At 66.5% G+C, this 15,512-nt stretch carries 14 protein-coding genes; 3 read left to right on the top strand and 11 right to left on the bottom strand.

The features are described from left to right. Nucleotides 1-26: 26 nt before the first annotated feature. Nucleotides 27-554, bottom strand: coding sequence for a hypothetical protein (locus B4A39_RS02875; protein WP_292033070.1), 528 nt, complete (start codon nt 552-554; stop codon nt 27-29). Between the two features lie 177 nt (nt 555-731). Here B4A39_RS02875 and B4A39_RS02870 point away from each other — a divergent pair, with 177 nt between their 5' ends. Further along, the gene (locus B4A39_RS02870; RefSeq protein ID WP_292033068.1) at nt 732-1,667 is read left to right on the top strand and encodes an Hsp33 family molecular chaperone; all 936 of its coding nucleotides are present in this window, start codon (nt 732-734) and stop codon (nt 1,665-1,667) included. Here the strand turns inward: B4A39_RS02870 and B4A39_RS02865 are convergent. The 7 genes from B4A39_RS02865 to B4A39_RS02835 form a co-directional block, all read right to left on the bottom strand. Then, nucleotides 1,664-2,383 carry a CPBP family intramembrane glutamic endopeptidase, BDIM_20840 family gene (locus tag B4A39_RS02865; protein WP_292033065.1) on the bottom strand — a complete coding sequence of 240 codons (720 nt, stop codon included), beginning with the start codon at nt 2,381-2,383 and terminating at the stop codon, nt 1,664-1,666. The two genes, B4A39_RS02870 and B4A39_RS02865, sit on opposite strands and share 4 nt — an antisense overlap. A 96-nt stretch (nt 2,384-2,479) precedes the next feature. Then, on the bottom strand, nt 2,480-3,169 hold the full coding sequence (gene phoB / locus B4A39_RS02860; protein WP_105562885.1) for a phosphate regulon transcriptional regulator PhoB: 690 nt from the start codon (nt 3,167-3,169) through the stop codon (nt 2,480-2,482). 40 nt (nt 3,170-3,209) lie between these two features. Beyond that, nucleotides 3,210-3,962, bottom strand: coding sequence for a phosphate signaling complex protein PhoU (gene phoU / locus B4A39_RS02855; RefSeq protein ID WP_292033057.1), 753 nt, complete (start codon nt 3,960-3,962; stop codon nt 3,210-3,212). 8 nt (nt 3,963-3,970) lie between these two features. Continuing rightward, the gene (pstB, locus tag B4A39_RS02850; RefSeq protein ID WP_292033054.1) at nt 3,971-4,843 is read right to left on the bottom strand and encodes a phosphate ABC transporter ATP-binding protein PstB; all 873 of its coding nucleotides are present in this window, start codon (nt 4,841-4,843) and stop codon (nt 3,971-3,973) included. 4 nt (nt 4,844-4,847) lie between these two features. Beyond that, on the bottom strand, nt 4,848-6,155 hold the full coding sequence (gene pstA / locus B4A39_RS02845; protein WP_292033052.1) for a phosphate ABC transporter permease PstA: 1,308 nt from the start codon (nt 6,153-6,155) through the stop codon (nt 4,848-4,850). Then, nucleotides 6,148-7,578 (bottom strand): phosphate ABC transporter permease subunit PstC, encoded by a 1,431-nt coding sequence (gene pstC, locus B4A39_RS02840; protein ID WP_292033050.1) that lies wholly within the window; start codon nt 7,576-7,578, stop codon nt 6,148-6,150. The genes pstA and pstC overlap by 8 nt, the downstream gene beginning before the upstream one ends. A gap of 107 nt (nt 7,579-7,685) precedes the next feature. After that, nucleotides 7,686-9,110, bottom strand: a complete 1,425-nt coding sequence (locus B4A39_RS02835; protein ID WP_409449548.1) for a sensor histidine kinase — start codon at nt 9,108-9,110, stop codon at nt 7,686-7,688. A gap of 149 nt (nt 9,111-9,259) precedes the next feature. Here B4A39_RS02835 and B4A39_RS02830 point away from each other — a divergent pair, with 149 nt between their 5' ends. Then, nucleotides 9,260-11,548, top strand: a complete 2,289-nt coding sequence (locus tag B4A39_RS02830) for an ATP-binding protein (protein WP_292033046.1) — start codon at nt 9,260-9,262, stop codon at nt 11,546-11,548. A gap of 12 nt (nt 11,549-11,560) precedes the next feature. Here the strand turns inward: B4A39_RS02830 and B4A39_RS02825 are convergent, their stop codons facing one another. Together B4A39_RS02825 and aceA are read right to left on the bottom strand one after the other, a co-directional pair. Next, a complete protein-coding gene (locus B4A39_RS02825; RefSeq protein WP_292033044.1) occupies nt 11,561-11,770 on the bottom strand; it encodes a hypothetical protein in 210 nt (69 codons plus the stop codon). A 14-nt stretch (nt 11,771-11,784) separates the two neighbouring features. Further along, complete coding sequence (aceA, locus tag B4A39_RS02820) at nt 11,785-13,062, bottom strand: isocitrate lyase (RefSeq protein ID WP_292033042.1); 1,278 nt, start codon at nt 13,060-13,062, stop codon at nt 11,785-11,787. A 169-nt stretch (nt 13,063-13,231) separates the two neighbouring features. Between aceA and B4A39_RS02815 the strand changes: the two genes are divergently transcribed. Next, on the top strand, nt 13,232-14,662 hold the full coding sequence (locus B4A39_RS02815; RefSeq protein WP_292033040.1) for a helix-turn-helix domain-containing protein: 1,431 nt from the start codon (nt 13,232-13,234) through the stop codon (nt 14,660-14,662). A gap of 4 nt (nt 14,663-14,666) precedes the next feature. On the opposite strand, the gene B4A39_RS02810 is transcribed toward B4A39_RS02815, so the two are convergent. Continuing rightward, nucleotides 14,667-15,500 carry a universal stress protein gene (locus B4A39_RS02810; RefSeq protein ID WP_292033039.1) on the bottom strand — a complete coding sequence of 278 codons (834 nt, stop codon included), beginning with the start codon at nt 15,498-15,500 and terminating at the stop codon, nt 14,667-14,669. Nucleotides 15,501-15,512 lie beyond the last annotated feature (12 nt).

The following is a 15,512-nucleotide window of genomic DNA, read 5'->3' as shown; positions in this document are numbered from 1 at the left end:
CTTTCCGCACGAATTTTCCAACCGGCCTACAGCTTGCCGAAACCGCCCTTGCGACGGCTTTCCAGAGCAGCGGCGCCGATCGCAGCGGCGATCGTGGCCACGGCCAGCAAGGCGCCGCCCTCTTTCGCATGATCGCGGGCGAAGTCACCTGCGTCCTCGGCGTAGCGCCGCGCCTGCTTGGCGTAACGTTTCATGGGCTTGCGCGACTTGGCGCGCGAGCGTTGCAGCCAATGCTCGGCCTGGGCGCGGGCGCCATGACCAAACCGCCCTGCCCGCTCGCCCGCATAGTCGCCCAGTTCAGCAGCACGATGGGTCAGATCGTCGGCGCCGTGGCGAACGCCGCGTGCGATGTCGTCAAACCGATGCCGCAGAGCCTCGGCGTCAAACCAACCGCGTGGATCGACCCGATCGCGCAGACGTTCGTATCGCGTGGGGCCGCTGCACTGGTTCAGCAGCAGAGCGGCCAGGCCCACGCCCGCCAGAACAGCGACCACGCCGGCCGTGATCCCGGGATGTTTGCGGACTTCGTCCACGGCGTTGAACTGTCGAACCATGGGCAACCAAACCTCTTCTTGTCGAAACCGTCGTGTGACAGGAGCGAACCGGGCCGAAAGAGGTTCCGCTACAAACGGCCAAGCTGCAAGCGCGAGGACCCGCCTCTTACCATTTGACCGTCGCCTCCCTATGTTGCGCCGCTTCCGAACAGTTTCGCCTTTTTCAGGATTTCCGCCGTGACCGATCACGCGCCCGCCGCACAACCAGCCGCCGTTCCTTCCGACGACTTCGCCGCCGCTTTCCAGATCGAAGGCTGGCCGGTGCGCGGTCGCCTGGTCCGGTTGGGCGAAGCGGTCAACACGGTTCTTTCGGCCCATGACTATCCCGAGCCCGTGGCAGCCCTGCTGGGCGAAGCCTGCGTGCTGGCGGCCATCGTCGGATCGGCGCTGAAGTTCGAAGGGCGGCTCATCGTCCAGGCTCAGGGCGACGGTCCGGTGCGCTATGTCGTGGCCGACTACGACACGGCGGGGACGCTGCGCGGCTTCTGCCGCTTTGATCCCGAAGGCGTCGCCGCCGCATCCGAGGGCTTCGTTCGTCCCGGCGCCCAGACGCTGCTGGGCAAGGGCGTCTTCATGATGACCATCGACCGGGGCGAAGACTTCGAGCGCACCCAGGGCATCACCCCTATCGAAGGGGAAAGCCTGTCCCTGTGCGCCGAGCACTACTTCACCCAGTCCGAACAGGTCCCGACCAAGGTGCGTCTGGCCGTGGGCCAGGTCACCACCGAGGCGGGCACATCCTGGCGCGCGGGCGGTGCCATGATCCAGGTGATCGCCAGCGACGACGCGCGCGGTTCGACCGAAGACGTCTGGGAACGCACGCGCGCCCTGTTCTTCACCCTGGGCGACGACGAACTGATCGACCCAACCATCAGCGCCGAGACCCTGCTGTATCGTCTGTTCCACGAAGACGGCGTGCGGCTGGAGGGCGCCAAGGCGCTCGCGGCTGTCTGCCGCTGCTCCAGAGAGCGGATCGTCGCCGTAATGCAGTCCTTCCCTGTCGAAGACCGCGCCGAGATGATCGAGGATGACGGCAAGATCCATGCGACGTGCGAGTACTGCTCGACCGTCTATGAGATCGACCCGAGCGAGATCGAACAGCCGGTCGCCTAGACCAGCATGAAGATCGCATTGCCGTAGTTGTGCAGGAGGATCGGCAGCAGGACGCTGCCGGTCTTCTCGCGCAGCCAGACGAGCAGCAGGGCGGCGCCGCCGGTCGTCGCCATCAGCAAAGGCTCAAAGGTGAAGCCGCCGTCGGAATAGCCCAGAGCATGGGTCAGACCGAAGGCCAGCGACGACAGCACCGCGCCCCAACCCATCCATGCGCCCAGAATGCGCACCGGCTTGCCGAACACCTCGTTCAGCATCAGCAGCAGCACGCCGCGATAGAAGAGTTCCTCGTCCAGACCCGGCATCGTCAACTGGAAGGCGAGGCTGTCGAGGTCGAACCCCTGCCCTGGGAAATAGAGGGCTAGCCCAAGGAACAGGGCGACCAGCAAACCCGACATGACCAAGGCGCCCGTCAGGCCCCGGCGATCCTGCTTCAGCGTCAGACCCGCCCGCTTCCAGCCGATGACAGGCAGGCTGGCCACGGCCAATGAAAGAAGGGCGGCCATGGCTTTGCCCTCCCAGTTCCAGTTCGAAGGGCCAAACGACAGGGGAATATGGCCGTAACCGCGTGTCAGCACCGCGTCATAGACCGCCATCAGCAACAGGGCGGCGATCAGCCACCCCCACCGCACGCGTCCCTTCACAAGAACGGCGGCCGCCACCCCGCCCAGGGCGACCGCTCCGATCCAGCCCAGCATTGCAATGATCGCGTCCGGCATTCCGCCTCTCCCCATGACCTGTCGTCATGAGGCAGGCGGCGCCGTCAGTGGATGCGGATGACTGAAATTTAACGCGCCGGCCGAACCAGCGACGTTCTAGCTGTTCAGGTCCAGCGAGTAGCCGGCCGAACGGACGGTGCGGATAGGGTTGACCGTGCCCTCGACGTTCAGCGCCTTGCGCAGGCGGCCGACGTGGACATCCACGGTGCGCGCCTCGACATAGACGTCCGAGCCCCAGACGGCGTCCAGCAGCTGCTCGCGGCTGAACACGCGCCCCGGATGCTTCATCAGGTGATCCAGCAGGCGGAACTCGGTCGGGCCGAGGTGGACCTCCTTGCCTGCACGACGGACGCGGTGGGCGACGCGGTCGATGACAATGTCAGCGTGGTTGATGCGGTCATCGGCCAGACCCGGACGGATACGACGCAGGACGGCGCGGATGCGGGCCGTCAGCTCGGTCATCGAGAAGGGCTTGGTCATGTAGTCGTCGGCGCCGGTGTCCAAGCCGCGCACGCGGTCGGTTTCCTCGCCGCGCGCCGTCAGCATGATGATCGGCAGGTTGCGGGTCTCGGCCCGGCCGCGCAGGCGGCGGCAAACCTCGATGCCCGACAGCTTGGGCAGCATCCAGTCCAGCAGCACCAGATCGGGCAGGCGCTCGTCGACCTGGAGCAGCCCCTCCTCCCCGTCCGCCGCCACGGTCACGTCATAGCCCTCCTTCTCCAGATTGTACTGAAGCAGGGTGGCCAGGGCGTCCTCGTCTTCCATCACCAGAATATAGGGTTGCACGTCAGGCTCTCCGGTCGGTCGAAGTCGTCAGCAGGAAGGTTCAGTCAGCCGCCGTGTCGGACGGCGGCGGGGTCGAGATATGCGGGGTGGGCGTTTGTTCCTCGCCCGGACCGGGGACGGCCTTTGGCCGCTCGCCCAGCATTTCCTCGCCAGTGATCTCATAGTGGACCGTCTCGGCGATATTGGTCGCGTGGTCGCCGATCCGCTCCAGGTTCTTGGCCATAAACAGCAGATGGGTGCAGGCCGTGATCGTGCGCGGGTCGCCCATCATGTAGGTCAGCAACTCGCGGAACAGGGCGTTGTAGTGCTCGTCCACCTCGTCATCGGTGCTCCACACCGACAGGGCCCGTTCAATCTCCGACGCCGTATAGGCGTCCAGGACGTCGCGCAGACGGGTCGAAACCAGGCGGCCCATCCGCTCGATCGAACGGGTCAGGGGCTGCATGGGCTCGCCCTCGGCCAGGATCAGCGCCCGCTTGGCGATGTTCTTGGCCAGATCGCCGGTGCGTTCCAGATCCGAGGCCAGCTTCATGGCCCCCAGCGTGCGCCGTAAGTCCGAGGCCACCGGCTGACGCAGGGCGATCAGACGAATCGACTTCTTCTCGATGTCGCGATGCAGGGCGTCGAGCCGGTTGTCACGTTCGACCACCGCCTTCGCCAGGGCCACATCCCGGCGAGCGACGGATTCGATGGCGTCCGCCACCTGGGCCTCGGCCAGACCGCCCATGCGGACGACCTCGGCCGTCAGTTGGTTCAGTTCGTCGCCGTAAGCCTTGACCGTATGCTGGTTCATGACTGCCCTTAGCCGAAGCGGCCGGTGATGTAGTCGAGCGTGCGACGCTCGCGCGGATTGGTGAAGATCTCTTCGGTGTCGCCGGTCTCGACCAGCTTGCCCATGTGGAAGAAAGCCGTGCGTTGCGACACGCGGGCCGCCTGGGCCATGGAGTGGGTGACGATGACGATGCAGTAGCGCTCGCGCAGTTCGTCGATCAGTTCCTCGATCTTGGCCGTGGCGATGGGGTCCAGCGCCGAGCAGGGTTCGTCCATCAGGATGACTTCGGGTTCGACCGCGATGGCGCGGGCGATGACCAGACGCTGCTGCTGACCGCCCGACAGGCCGGTGCCCGGCGAGTGCAGACGGTCGGCGACCTCATCCCACAGACCGGCGCGTTTCAGAGCCTTCTGGACGATGTCGTCCAGTTCGCCCTTGGACGAAGCCAGACCGTGGATCTTCGGCCCATAGGCGACGTTCTCGTAGATCGTCTTGGGGAAGGGATTGGGCTTCTGGAACACCATGCCAACCTGAGCGCGCAGCAGCACAGGGTCGATCTTGCGGTCATTGATGTCGCCGCCGTCCATCTCGATCTCGCCGGTGACACGGCAGCCCGGGATGGTGTCGTTCATGCGGTTCATGGTCCGCAGGAAGGTCGACTTGCCGCAGCCCGACGGGCCGATCAGGGCCGTGACGGTCTTGTCCGGGATGTCCAGCGAGACGCCGAACAGGGCCTGCTTCTCACCGTAGAAGACGGAAACGTCGCGCGCGGCGATCTTGATCGGGCCAAGCGGCGCCGAGGCGTGAGCGCCGACGACGGGGGCGGTCGACAGGGTCGAGGGCTCGGCTGCGGCGGAGCCGCCGCCCTGGCCCTCGGGGGCGCGGAGAATATTGAACTTCATAAGACTACCACCGGCGTTCAAAGCGCCGACGCAGCAGGATCGCGGCGGCGTTCATGACGATCATGAAGGCGAGGAGCACAAGGATGGCGGCGGCGGTCCGCTCGTGGAACGCGCGCTCCGAGGCGTTCTCCCAGATATAGATCAGCGAAGGCAGAGCGCCGACCGGCTCGTCGATGGCGTGGGGCACGCCGGGGACGAAGCTGATCATGCCGATCAGCAGCAGGGGCGCCGTTTCGCCCAGGGCATGCGCCATGGCGATGATCGAACCCGTCATGACCCCCGGCATGGCCAGGGGCAGGACGTGACCGAACACCGTCTGGGTGCGGCTGGCGCCCATGGCCAGGGCGGCCTCGCGGATCGAGGGCGGCACGGCCTTCAGCGACGAACGCGTGGCGATGATAACGGTCGGCAGAGCCATCAGGGCCAGAACCAGACCGCCGACCAGCGGGCTGGCGCGCGGCAGGTGCATGAAGTTGATGAAGAGGGCCAAACCCAGCAGGCCGTAAACGATCGACGGCACGGCGGCGAGGTTGTTGATGTTGACCTCGATGATCGCGGTCAGCCGGTTGCGCGGCGAGTATTCTTCCAGCCAGACAGCGGCGCCGACGCCGACCGGAATGGCGATCAGGGCCGTAACCAGCAGCATCAGGGCCGAACCGACTACCGCACCCAGCAGACCCGCCAGCTCGGGCTGGGTCGAGTCGCCCTTGGTGAACAGGGCGCTGTTGAAGTGGGCGCGCACCGCACCCGAGGCCTTCATGCGGTCCAGCCAAGCCATCTGCTCATTGCTGATGCGACGCTGATCCTCAGGCGTGGCCTTGGAGATTTCGCCCTTCAGATAAAGATCGGCGTTGTCGGACAGGGGCGCGGTCACCGGCACGGTCTGGCCCAGCAAGCTGGGCTGGCGGGTGATCATGCCCGCCGCCTGGAACTTCAGCTCCGACGAGAACAGAGCCTTCATCGCCGCCGCCTTGGAGCCCTGGGCGTCGTCGGGAATACCCAGACGGCGCAACTGCTGCTCGGCGACGATCTGCTCGAAGTTGGCGCCCTGCGGATAGGCGCGGTCGATCCGCGACGCATCCATATGGACCGGCAGGGTCACGCTGTGGCTGTAGAAGGCCGTGCGGCCCTGCAGGATGATGCTGCCCAGAAGGATCACCAGGAAGACCAGGGCGAAGCCGATGGCCGCGCGGCCATACCACTTGAAGCGAGTCTCGCGGGCGTAGCGGCCACGCAGGCGCGCCTGCAGACGCTCGGTCCGTGGGCTGACGGCGCTCGTCTTCACGCCAATATCGACGGGCGCGTCAGTCATATTGTTCCCGATAGGCTTGCACGATGCGCATGGCGACAATGTTGAGCAGCAGGGTTACGACAAACAGGGTCAGGCCCAGACCAAAGGCAGCCAGGGTCTTGGGACTGTTGAACTCCTGATCCCCGGTCAGAAGAGTGACGATCTGCACCGTGACGGTCGTCACCGTGTCCAGCGGGTTCAGCGTCAGCTTGGCCGCCAGACCGGCGGCCATGGTCACGATCATGGTCTCGCCGATAGCGCGCGAGATGGCCAGCAGGAAGGCCCCCGCAATGCCCGGCAGGGCGGCGGGCAGCAGCACCTTCTTGACCGTTTCGGACTTGGTCGCGCCCATGGCGTAGGAACCGTCTCGCAGCGATTGCGGCACTGCGTTCATGATGTCGTCGGACAGGGAGCTGACGAAGGGGATCAGCATGATGCCCATGACGGCGCCGGCCACCAGGGCCATCTGGTTCTGCACCAGCAGCAGGTATTGGCCCATGCCATCCAGCGGTCCGCCGACCAGCCAGCCCCCGATGGTGTTGAAGAAGACGCGGAAGGCCGGCCCCACCGTCAGGGCGGCGAAGAAGCCGTAGACCACCGTCGGAACCCCGGCCAGGACCTCGAGCATGGGCTTGACCACCGCGCGAGTGCGACGACCGGCGTATTCCGACAGATAGATGGCCGAGAACAGGCCGATCGGTCCGGCCACGAGCATGGCGATCATCATGATCAGGAAGGTGCCGGCGAACAGCGGCACGGCCCCAAAGGCGCCCGACGAGCCGATCTGGTCGGCGCGGATGGCCATCTGCGGGCTCCACTTGGTGCCGAACAGGAACTCCGTGATCGGCACTGAGGCGAAGAAGCGGAGACTGTCCCACACCAGGGAGAAGATGATGCCCACAGTCGTCAGCACGGCCACGGCCGAGCAGGCGAACAGAACGATGCTGATCCAGCTTTCAACCCGATTGCGCGCACGCAGGTCGGGACGGATGCGCACGAAGACGAAGACGCCGCCCAGAACGGCTGCGATCAGGGCTGCAACCCCGCCGCCCCAGTCCAGAACGGAAGAGATACGGTGAGCACGACGTCCCTCAGCCGGCAGTTCCTCGGCATAGGGGGCCGGCCAGATCTGCTGGGCCTCCAGACCGTCGCCGATGCGGCGCGCGTCCGAGAAGAAGGCCTCACGGCGGAACGGCTCCAGTTGGGCCACAGCCTCCGGCGCGCCCGCCGCCATCATCTGGCGCTCCAACGGCGTGGAGAAGGTCGAGGCGGCGATCAGCACCGCCAGGGCCGGCATGCCGACCCAGATCAGGGCGTAGAGGCCATGCTGGCCGGGACGCGAATGCGCCCTGACGCCCAGGCTGCGGCGCGCGGCCAACCTGCGCCCGCCCAGATAGGCGAGCCCGGAGAAGGCGATCAGCAGTAACAGGAAAATCCAGATCATCCGGGTCCGTGCACGCGTGAATCATTAACGTGCCGGGTCCGGCGCGTTTCGGCCGGGAACCTGCCTGCGATTGGCGAGCGGATTAAGACGGCGGCGTGACAGTTCTGTTACGGCGTAGATCCGCCCACAGTTTCGGCATCACGCGTAAGCGCCAACGGGAAGCAGGCCGCGAAGATCGCGCCCTGCCCCAGGGCGCTGTCGACCGCCAGTCCGCCTCGGTGGCGAATGATGATGTGCCGCACGATCGCCAGCCCCAGACCGGTGCCCTGGCGCTCGCCGCTTTTCTGGCCTTCCACGCGATAGAATCGCTCGGTTAGCCGCGGCAGATGCTCACGCGCCATGCCGGGGCCGTGATCGCGCACTGTGACCACCGCATACCTCTGACCGGCCTCCCGATCCGGCGTAACCAGCGAAAGGCGCGTGCCTTCGGGCATACGCGCCGCCATGGCCTCGTCCAGCGTGCGATCGCGGTCGATGGACAACTCCACCACGCCGCTGTTGCTGGAATACTTCAGGGCGTTGTCGATCAGGTTCTGGATGACTTGAACAATTTCATCCCGGTCGCCCGTCACGGTCGCCCCGCCCTGCCCCAGGTCGGCTTTGATCGTCACGCCGCGCTCGCGTGAGATGACGCTGACGGCGTCCACCACGTCTGAAGCGGCTCGGGCCAGGTCGACGCGGCCCAGCGGCGCGATGTGCTCGTTCAATTCGATGCGGCTCAGAGACAGCAGGTCAGCGACCAGGCGCCCCATCCGGTCAGCCTGAATGGCCATGATGTCGAGAAACTTGTCCCGCGCCTTTGGATCGTCCTTGGCGTGCCCCTTCAGCGTCTCGATGAAGCCTGACAATGAGGCCAGCGGCGTGCGCAACTCGTGGCTGGCGTTGGCCAGGAAGTCGACCCGCATCATCTCCATGCGGCGGGCGTCGGTCTCGTCGCGCAGCGCCAGAAGCGCCATCGCCCCCGCGCCCCACAGATGAGCGTCCCGCTCAGGCAGAGGACGAATGAAAGCCCGCCAGTGCCGTTCCTGAGCGCCGCCGCCGACGTAGTCCACCGTGCTGCTGAACTCGCCGAACAGGGCCTCGTCGACCGCCTCCAGCACCTTGGGATCGCGGATCACCGACACCAGAAGCCCGGCCCCGGTCCCCTGGAGTCGAAACAGCTCACGTGCAGCCGCGTTGGCCAGGGCGATGCGCCGCCCGGCGATGTCGTCGGCCTCCCCTCCGCTGATGATCAGGATCGGATCGGCCAGGGCTTCAAAGACATCGCCCAACAGAGCGCCATCGGGCGCCACATCGGCGGGGCCGCTGCCGTCCAGATCGCTGATGCTGACCAGGGCGGGCGGGCGGCGGTTGACCAGCCAGGTCGCCGCCGCGACCGCCAAGGCGCCGGCGGCCAGCCAGCCCGCGAGCTCCGGCTTCATCACCGCGAGCACCGCCATCACCAGAATCGCCACGCCGCCGCTGGCGCCTGCCGTCCAAAGTCTGGACGAAGCGGTGGGTGCGACCGGCGAAGGCGAATGCTCGTACGGCATGAAAATCGACGTTATCTCATTGTTCAGCGACCGCACCCTATGCTGAAGCCTGTTCGAAGAGCGACCGGATGGGCGAGGATTCTCGCGCATAACGTATTTTGTTCACCGATTTGCGGCAGTCTTTTCGAGGGGCTGGAGGGGCTTTTGAAGTGAATACGATCCTGAACTGCCTGGTTCAGCAGCACGACTGGCGCATTCTGCCATTCGCACTGCTCGTCTCGGTCTTCAGCCTGCTGATCGCACTGTCCCTGTTTGATCGCGCCCGCAACGTCGCTCGGCGCTCTCGACGCGTCTATCTGATCGCCGCGCCTCTGGTCGCCGGTCTGGGCGTGTGGAGCACCCATTTCATCGCCATGAAGGCCTATGATGTCGGGGTGCCGGTGCGCTACGATATCGAGGAGACCGCTCTCTCGCTCGGCGTGGTGGTGATCGCCTTCTACGCCGCCATGCATCTGGCCCTGGCCGAGGCCGGCCGGGTCAGTCGCGTGGTCGCCGCTCTGACCTGCGGCCTTGGCGTCGCCTCCATGCATTTCCTGGGCATGGCGGGCCTGCGCCTGTCGGGCGCAATGCTGTCGTGGAACCCGCTTCTGGTCGTGATCGCGTTGGCCGGCGGGATGCTGCTCGTCAGCGCCATCGCCCTGCTGCCATGGCGTGTAGGCGCAAGGCGCGTGTTTCTCGCCACGTTTCTTGGCGCTCTGGGCGTCTGCTGGCTCCACTTTGTCGCCATGAGCGCCGTGATCATAACGCCGACGCCCGGCGTGCTGCTGCCCGCCGCTGCGGCTGCCGAGGCGACCCTGACGCTGTGGATAGGAGCCAGCGTCGGCCTTTTGGCCATCATCGCCGCCTTCCTGACCGGCATGGTCTGGTGGTCGCGCCACAGCGCTCTGGGCCAACTTCGCGAGGCCATCGAGGCCATGCCCGACGGCCTGGGCTTCTATGACGCCGACGATCGGCTGGCGATCTGGAACCAGCGCTACGCCGAGGTCAATCCGGAGATCGCCTCGGCCCTGAAGGTCGGCGTCACCTTCCGCGAAATCCTTGAGACAGGGCTCAGGGCTGGCATCTATCCCTGCGCCGAAGGGCGCGAGCAAGCCTGGATGGCCGAGCGCCTGGCCAACAGACGCCGTCCCTTGGGCGCGATGGAACAGAATGTCGGCGACCGCTGGCTCCGGGTGCAGGACCGCCGCACCTCCGAAAAGGGCACGGTCACGGTCTGCTCCGACATCACCGATCTGAAACGCGACGCCCAGGCCCTGGCCGAAGCCCGCGACGCCGCCGACACCGCCAATCGCGCAAAGAGCCAGTTCCTCGCCAATATGAGCCACGAGATTCGCACCCCCCTGAACGGGGTCATCGGCGTGGCTCAGGCGCTGGCGCGCACCGACCTTGATGAACAACAGCGAGAGATGCTGGACCTGATCCACTCATCCAGCCGCACGCTGCAGACCCTGTTGAGCGACATCCTTGATCTGGCCCGCGTCGAATCCGGTCGCCTGGAGTTGAGCGATGAAGCCTTCGATCTGGCGCGCGCGACCGAGGAAGCGGCGCAACTCTACGCCGCCGCCGCACGCGACAAGGGGCTGCAATTCCTGGTCGAGGTCGCGCCCGAAGCCCGCATATGGGTGCAGGGCGACGCCATCCGCCTGAAGCAGGTTCTGACCAATCTGGTCTCCAACGCCGTCAAGTTCACCGCTTCGGGCTTCGTCAGCCTGACGGTGGACGCCGGACCTCAGGGGCTGCGGTTCGTGATTCAGGATACAGGCATAGGTTTTGACGCCGAGACCCGCGACCGGTTGTTCAGCCGCTTCGAACAGGCCGATGGCGACATCACACGTCGCTTCGGCGGCTCCGGTCTGGGCTTGGCGATCAGTCGCGAGCTGGCGGCCATGATGGGCGGGGACCTTGGCTGTGAAAGCGAACCGGGAGGCGGCGCCGCCTTTATCCTGACCCTGCCCCTGCGCCCGGCCGCAGCGCCCGCGGCGTCGACACCGACCCTCGTGGCGCCGGACCACGCACGCCTGGTCGAGAAGGCTCGCCGCCTGCGTATTCTGGTGGCCGACGACCATCCGACCAATCGCCGCGTGGTCGAGCTGATCCTGGATCAGGAAGCCGTTGAACTGGTCTCGGTCGAGGACGGTGTTCAGGCCGTCGAGGCCTGCCGCGCCAGCGTCTTCGATCTGGTGCTGATGGATATGCAGATGCCGGTCATGGACGGGCTGACGGCGACCCGCGAGATCCGCCTGCATGAGGTGGCCATGGGCATGCCGCGTACGCCGGTCGTCATGCTGACCGCCAACGCCCTGCCCGAACACATAGCGGCTGGCCTTGACGCCGGCGCCGATCGCCATCTGGCGAAGCCTTTCAGCGTCGACGCCCTGCTGGCCATGGTGGCGGAGCTGACATCGGACGCGCCTCAGGCCGCTTTTCAGGCGGCCTGAGGGTTTCGTCTTCTACTCGTAGCCGTGCGCGGCTTCGTTGATGACCTGTGATGGCATGGTTGAGAAGTCGATGCTGACCGGCTTCGTCGCCTTGGCCTGAAACGTCTTGATGACGTGTTCCAGCCGCTTGCGAACCTCCTTCGTCGCCTCGGCGTCCGGGTCGAGCCCAAGCGGCGCCAGGCAGAATTCGATGATCGCGTGGGGTCGGTTCAGAGGTTCCATAGCTCTATCCTTTCCTAAGCGGCGTGGAACTGGGCGGTCTCGGTGGATTCCTTCATGGCGGTCGTGGACGACTGCCCGTTGGAAATGACGGTCGCGACCTGGTCGAAGTAGCCGGTGCCGACCTCGCGCTGGTGACGCGTGGCGGTGTAGCCGATGGCCTCGTTGGCGAACTCGCGCTGTTGCAGCTCGGAATAGGCCGCCATGCCGCGATCGCGATAGCCGTCGGCCAGCTCAAACATGCCGTTGTTCAGGCTGTGGAAGCCGGCCAGGGTCACGAACTGGAACTTGTAGCCCATGGCCCCCAGCTCGCGCTGGAACTTGGCGATGGTGGCGTCGTCCAGCTTGGCCTTCCAGTTGAAGGAGGGCGAGCAATTGTAGGCCATCAGCTTGCCCGGATGCGCCTTCTGGATCGCCTCGGCGAACTTCTTGGCGTCGTCCAGATCGGGGTGCGAGGTTTCCCACCACAGCAGGTCGGCGATGTTGGCGTAGGACAGGCCGCGCGCGATGCAGTGATCCAGGCCGGTGCCTTCCTTCAGGCGGAAGAAGCCCTCGGGCGTGCGGTTGTCGCGGTCGATAAAGGGCTGGTCGCGCTCGTCGATGTCCGAGGTGATCAGTTGCGCGCTCTCGGCGTCGGTGCGGGCGACCGTGATGGTCGGCGTGCCCATGACGTCAGCGGCTAGACGGGCGGCGACCAGATTACGCTCATGCGCCTGAGTCGGGATCAGCACCTTGCCGCCCAGATGGCCGCACTTTTTCTCGCTGGCCAGTTGGTCCTCGAAGTGGACGCCCGCGGCGCCCGCCTCGATGAAGGCCTTCATGATCTCGAAGCTGTTCAGCGGCCCGCCGAATCCAGCCTCGGCGTCGGCGACGATAGGGGCGAACCAGTCGCGCTTGGCGCCGCCTTCCGCGTGCTCGATCTGGTCGGCGCGTTGCAGGGTGCGATTGATGCGACGGCACAGCTCGGGCGCGGCGTTGGCGGGATACAGCGACTGGTCAGGATACATGGCCCCGGCCGTGTTAGCGTCGGCGGCGACCTGCCAGCCCGACAGATAGATGGCCTTCAGCCCGGCGCGGACCATCTGCATCGCCTGATTGCCGGTGACGGCGCCCAAGGCGTTGATGAAGGGCTCGGTGTGCAGGAGTTCCCACAGGCGGTTGGCGCCGCGCTCGGCCAGCGTATGGGTGATCGGCACCGAGCCGCGCAGGCGCAGGACGTCCTCAGGCGTATAGGGGCGTTCGATACCGTCAAAACGGCCGGCGGGCGAAGGAACCAGATCGGCGAAGGTCGTCATGTTCGTCTCGGCTTTTGATGGGCGCGGCCTCAAGAACGAAGAATGGGCCGCCGCTGCCGAGACCAGAACACGCCACCGTCACGAATGACACCGAAAGACCTTCGACATTCAAGTCAAACAGTCACATCATGACACTTGTAATTGAGTCATATCGTGACATCATCGCGCCATGAACGCCGCCGCTGATCGCAAACTCTTCCTCGGCGGGCGCCTGAAACGGCTGCGGCGCGATCTCGGCCTGTCGCAAACGGCGATGGCGAGCGACCTGGGCGTCTCGCCCTCCTATCTGAACCACATCGAGCGCAATCAGCGCCCCGTCTCGGCCCAGCTGCTGCTGCGTCTGGCCGAGACCTATGACGTGGACCTGAGGAACTTGGGCCAGTCGGGCGGTCCGGCGTCCGAAGCCGAACTGGCCGAGGCCTTCGCCGACCCCCTGTTCCAAGGCCTGGCCGTGCCGCGCCACGAGATCGTGCAACTGGCCGAGGATCAGCCCGCCGCCGCCGACGCCATCCTGCGACTTTATCGCGCCTTCTCCGACCGCCGCGTGCGTGACCGCGCCGAGACCGAGGCCGGGGGCGGCGCTGCTCCGACCGACAGCCCGTCGGAATGGGTGCGCGAATACATCCAGAGTCGCCACAACCATGTTCCCGAGCTGGATGCGCTCGGCGAAGCTCTGCATGAAGCCCTGAAAGCCGAAGCCTCGTCGCCGGACGAAAACTTCGAGGCCCTGGCCCGGGCGCGGTTGTTCGCCCGCCACGGCCTGACGGTCCGCACCCTACCCGCCGAGGTTATGGTCGAATGGACCCGCCGTTTCGACCCGCATCGGGGGCGGCTGCTACTGTCCGACACGCTCGGTCCGTCGTCGCGCGCCTTCGCCGTCGCCTGTCAACTGGCGCTGATGGAGCATGGGGCCGAGCTTCAGGCCTTGACCGAGGCGGCCAATCCGCCCGACGCCCCGACGCGCAACCTGCTGAAGGCCTCGCTGACCAATAGCCTGGCCGCCGCCATCCTCATGCCCTACGCCGCCTTCCAGCGCACGGCGGAAGAGACCGGCTATGATCTGGCCCGGCTGCAGGCCCGCTTCGGCGTCGGCTTCGAGCAGGCAGCGCACCGGCTGACGACGCTGTCGCGGCCCACGGCGCGCGGCGTGCCCTTCTTCCTGATGCGGGTCGATCAGGCGGGCAATGTGTCCAAGCGCTACGCCTCGGGCGCCTTTCCGTTCTCTCGCTTCGGCGGGGCCTGTCCGCGCTGGCGGCTGCACTCGGCCTTCCGCACCCCGGGCCGGATCGTCACCCAGATCATCGAGACGCCGGACGGATCGCGCTGGTTCACCCTGGCCCGCACCGTCGACCGCCAGGGTCAGGACGCCTTCACCGAGGGCCAGGACCTGGCCATCGGCCTGGGCTGCGAGCTGAAACACGCCCACCGCCTGATCTACGCGCGCGGTCTGGACCTGCAAAAGCCCGAGGTCACGCCCATCGGCCCGGCCTGTCGCCTGTGTGAACGCCACCCCTGCGCCGAACGCGCCGCCCCGCCGGTCGGGCGCGCGCTGACGGTGGACGACTGGTCGAAGTCGGTCAGCCCCTATCCATTCGCCTGACGACTCAGTGCGCCAGCAGCAGGGCCACCGGGCTTTCGGTGATCAGGGTCTGCGTCACCCCGCCGAAGATCCATTGCCGCATCCGCGCATGGCCCCACGCGCCGCTGACGATGACGCCGACCTTCAGCTCGACGGCGCAGTCCAGCAGGCGGCGTCCGGCCGCGCGGTCGTCATGAGCCCGGGCGTCCGCCTCAGCCTTGACGCCGTGACGCTTCAACCAGTTCACCACATCGGCGGTGCGTAGTCGCGCGCCGTCCATGTCTTCAGGGTCGCAAAGTTCCAGCACGCGCACGCCTTCGGCCTCGCGCAGCAGGGGGATGGCGGCCGCCGCCGCCAGTCGGCTCTCGCGGCTGTCGGTCCAGGCCAGCAACACCGGCGCACCGGAGACCGAGGGCGCCGGATTGGGCGGCACGATCAGCACCGGCCGACCGGCCCTCATGGTCAGATCGGCCGGGTGCGGGGCGCGCCAGCCGCTGGCGTTGGCCGCGTCGCGCCCGACGATCAGGATGTCGGCCGCGCGGGCACGCTTGACCAGCAGCCCCGTCGGGTCGCCCACGTCGGCCCGCCACTCGCACGACAGGCCCGCCCTGGTCGCCGCCTCACGGAACCTGCCCTCGGCCCCCTTCAGCGCGCTTTCGGCCCTCTCGTGCTGCGCCGTCAGCACTTCACCCATCAGAATGCCCGCGCCGTAGGCGTCGGCCAGCGGCGTCTCAGGCGCGCAGGCCGACACGCCGATCAGGTGGGCGCCGTGCGCCTTGGCCAAGGTTGCGGCCTGTTCGATCCGCTGGATGTTGTCAGGCTCGTCATCGACATAGACGATCAGACTGGACCAGGTCATGGCGGCCTCCTC

It is taken from the genome of Brevundimonas sp. UBA4553, assembly GCF_002387245.1.
Lineage (GTDB): Bacteria > Pseudomonadota > Alphaproteobacteria > Caulobacterales > Caulobacteraceae > Brevundimonas.
Note: the sequence above shows the minus strand (reverse complement) of the source record. Positions and strands in the feature narration are given on the sequence as shown.

Excerpts from the sequence above, each read along its gene's own strand:
- B4A39_RS02865 (WP_292033065.1), bottom strand. The coding sequence starts at position 2,383 with ATGCCGGACGCGATCATTGCAATGCTGGGCTGGATCGGAGCGGTCGCC.
- pstA (WP_292033052.1), bottom strand. The coding sequence starts at position 6,155 with ATGACTGACGCGCCCGTCGATATTGGCGTGAAGACGAGCGCCGTCAGC.
- phoU (WP_292033057.1), bottom strand. The coding sequence starts at position 3,962 with ATGAACCAGCATACGGTCAAGGCTTACGGCGACGAACTGAACCAACTG.
- aceA (WP_292033042.1), bottom strand. The coding sequence starts at position 13,062 with ATGACGACCTTCGCCGATCTGGTTCCTTCGCCCGCCGGCCGTTTTGAC.
- pstC (WP_292033050.1), bottom strand. The coding sequence starts at position 7,578 with ATGATCTGGATTTTCCTGTTACTGCTGATCGCCTTCTCCGGGCTCGCC.
- B4A39_RS02875 (WP_292033070.1), bottom strand. The coding sequence starts at position 554 with ATGGTTCGACAGTTCAACGCCGTGGACGAAGTCCGCAAACATCCCGGG.
- B4A39_RS02835 (WP_409449548.1), bottom strand. The coding sequence starts at position 9,110 with ATGCCGTACGAGCATTCGCCTTCGCCGGTCGCACCCACCGCTTCGTCC.
- pstB (WP_292033054.1), bottom strand. The coding sequence starts at position 4,843 with ATGAAGTTCAATATTCTCCGCGCCCCCGAGGGCCAGGGCGGCGGCTCC.
- B4A39_RS02825 (WP_292033044.1), bottom strand. The coding sequence starts at position 11,770 with ATGGAACCTCTGAACCGACCCCACGCGATCATCGAATTCTGCCTGGCG.
- B4A39_RS02815 (WP_292033040.1), top strand. The coding sequence starts at position 13,232 with ATGAACGCCGCCGCTGATCGCAAACTCTTCCTCGGCGGGCGCCTGAAA.
- B4A39_RS02810 (WP_292033039.1), bottom strand. The coding sequence starts at position 15,500 with ATGACCTGGTCCAGTCTGATCGTCTATGTCGATGACGAGCCTGACAAC.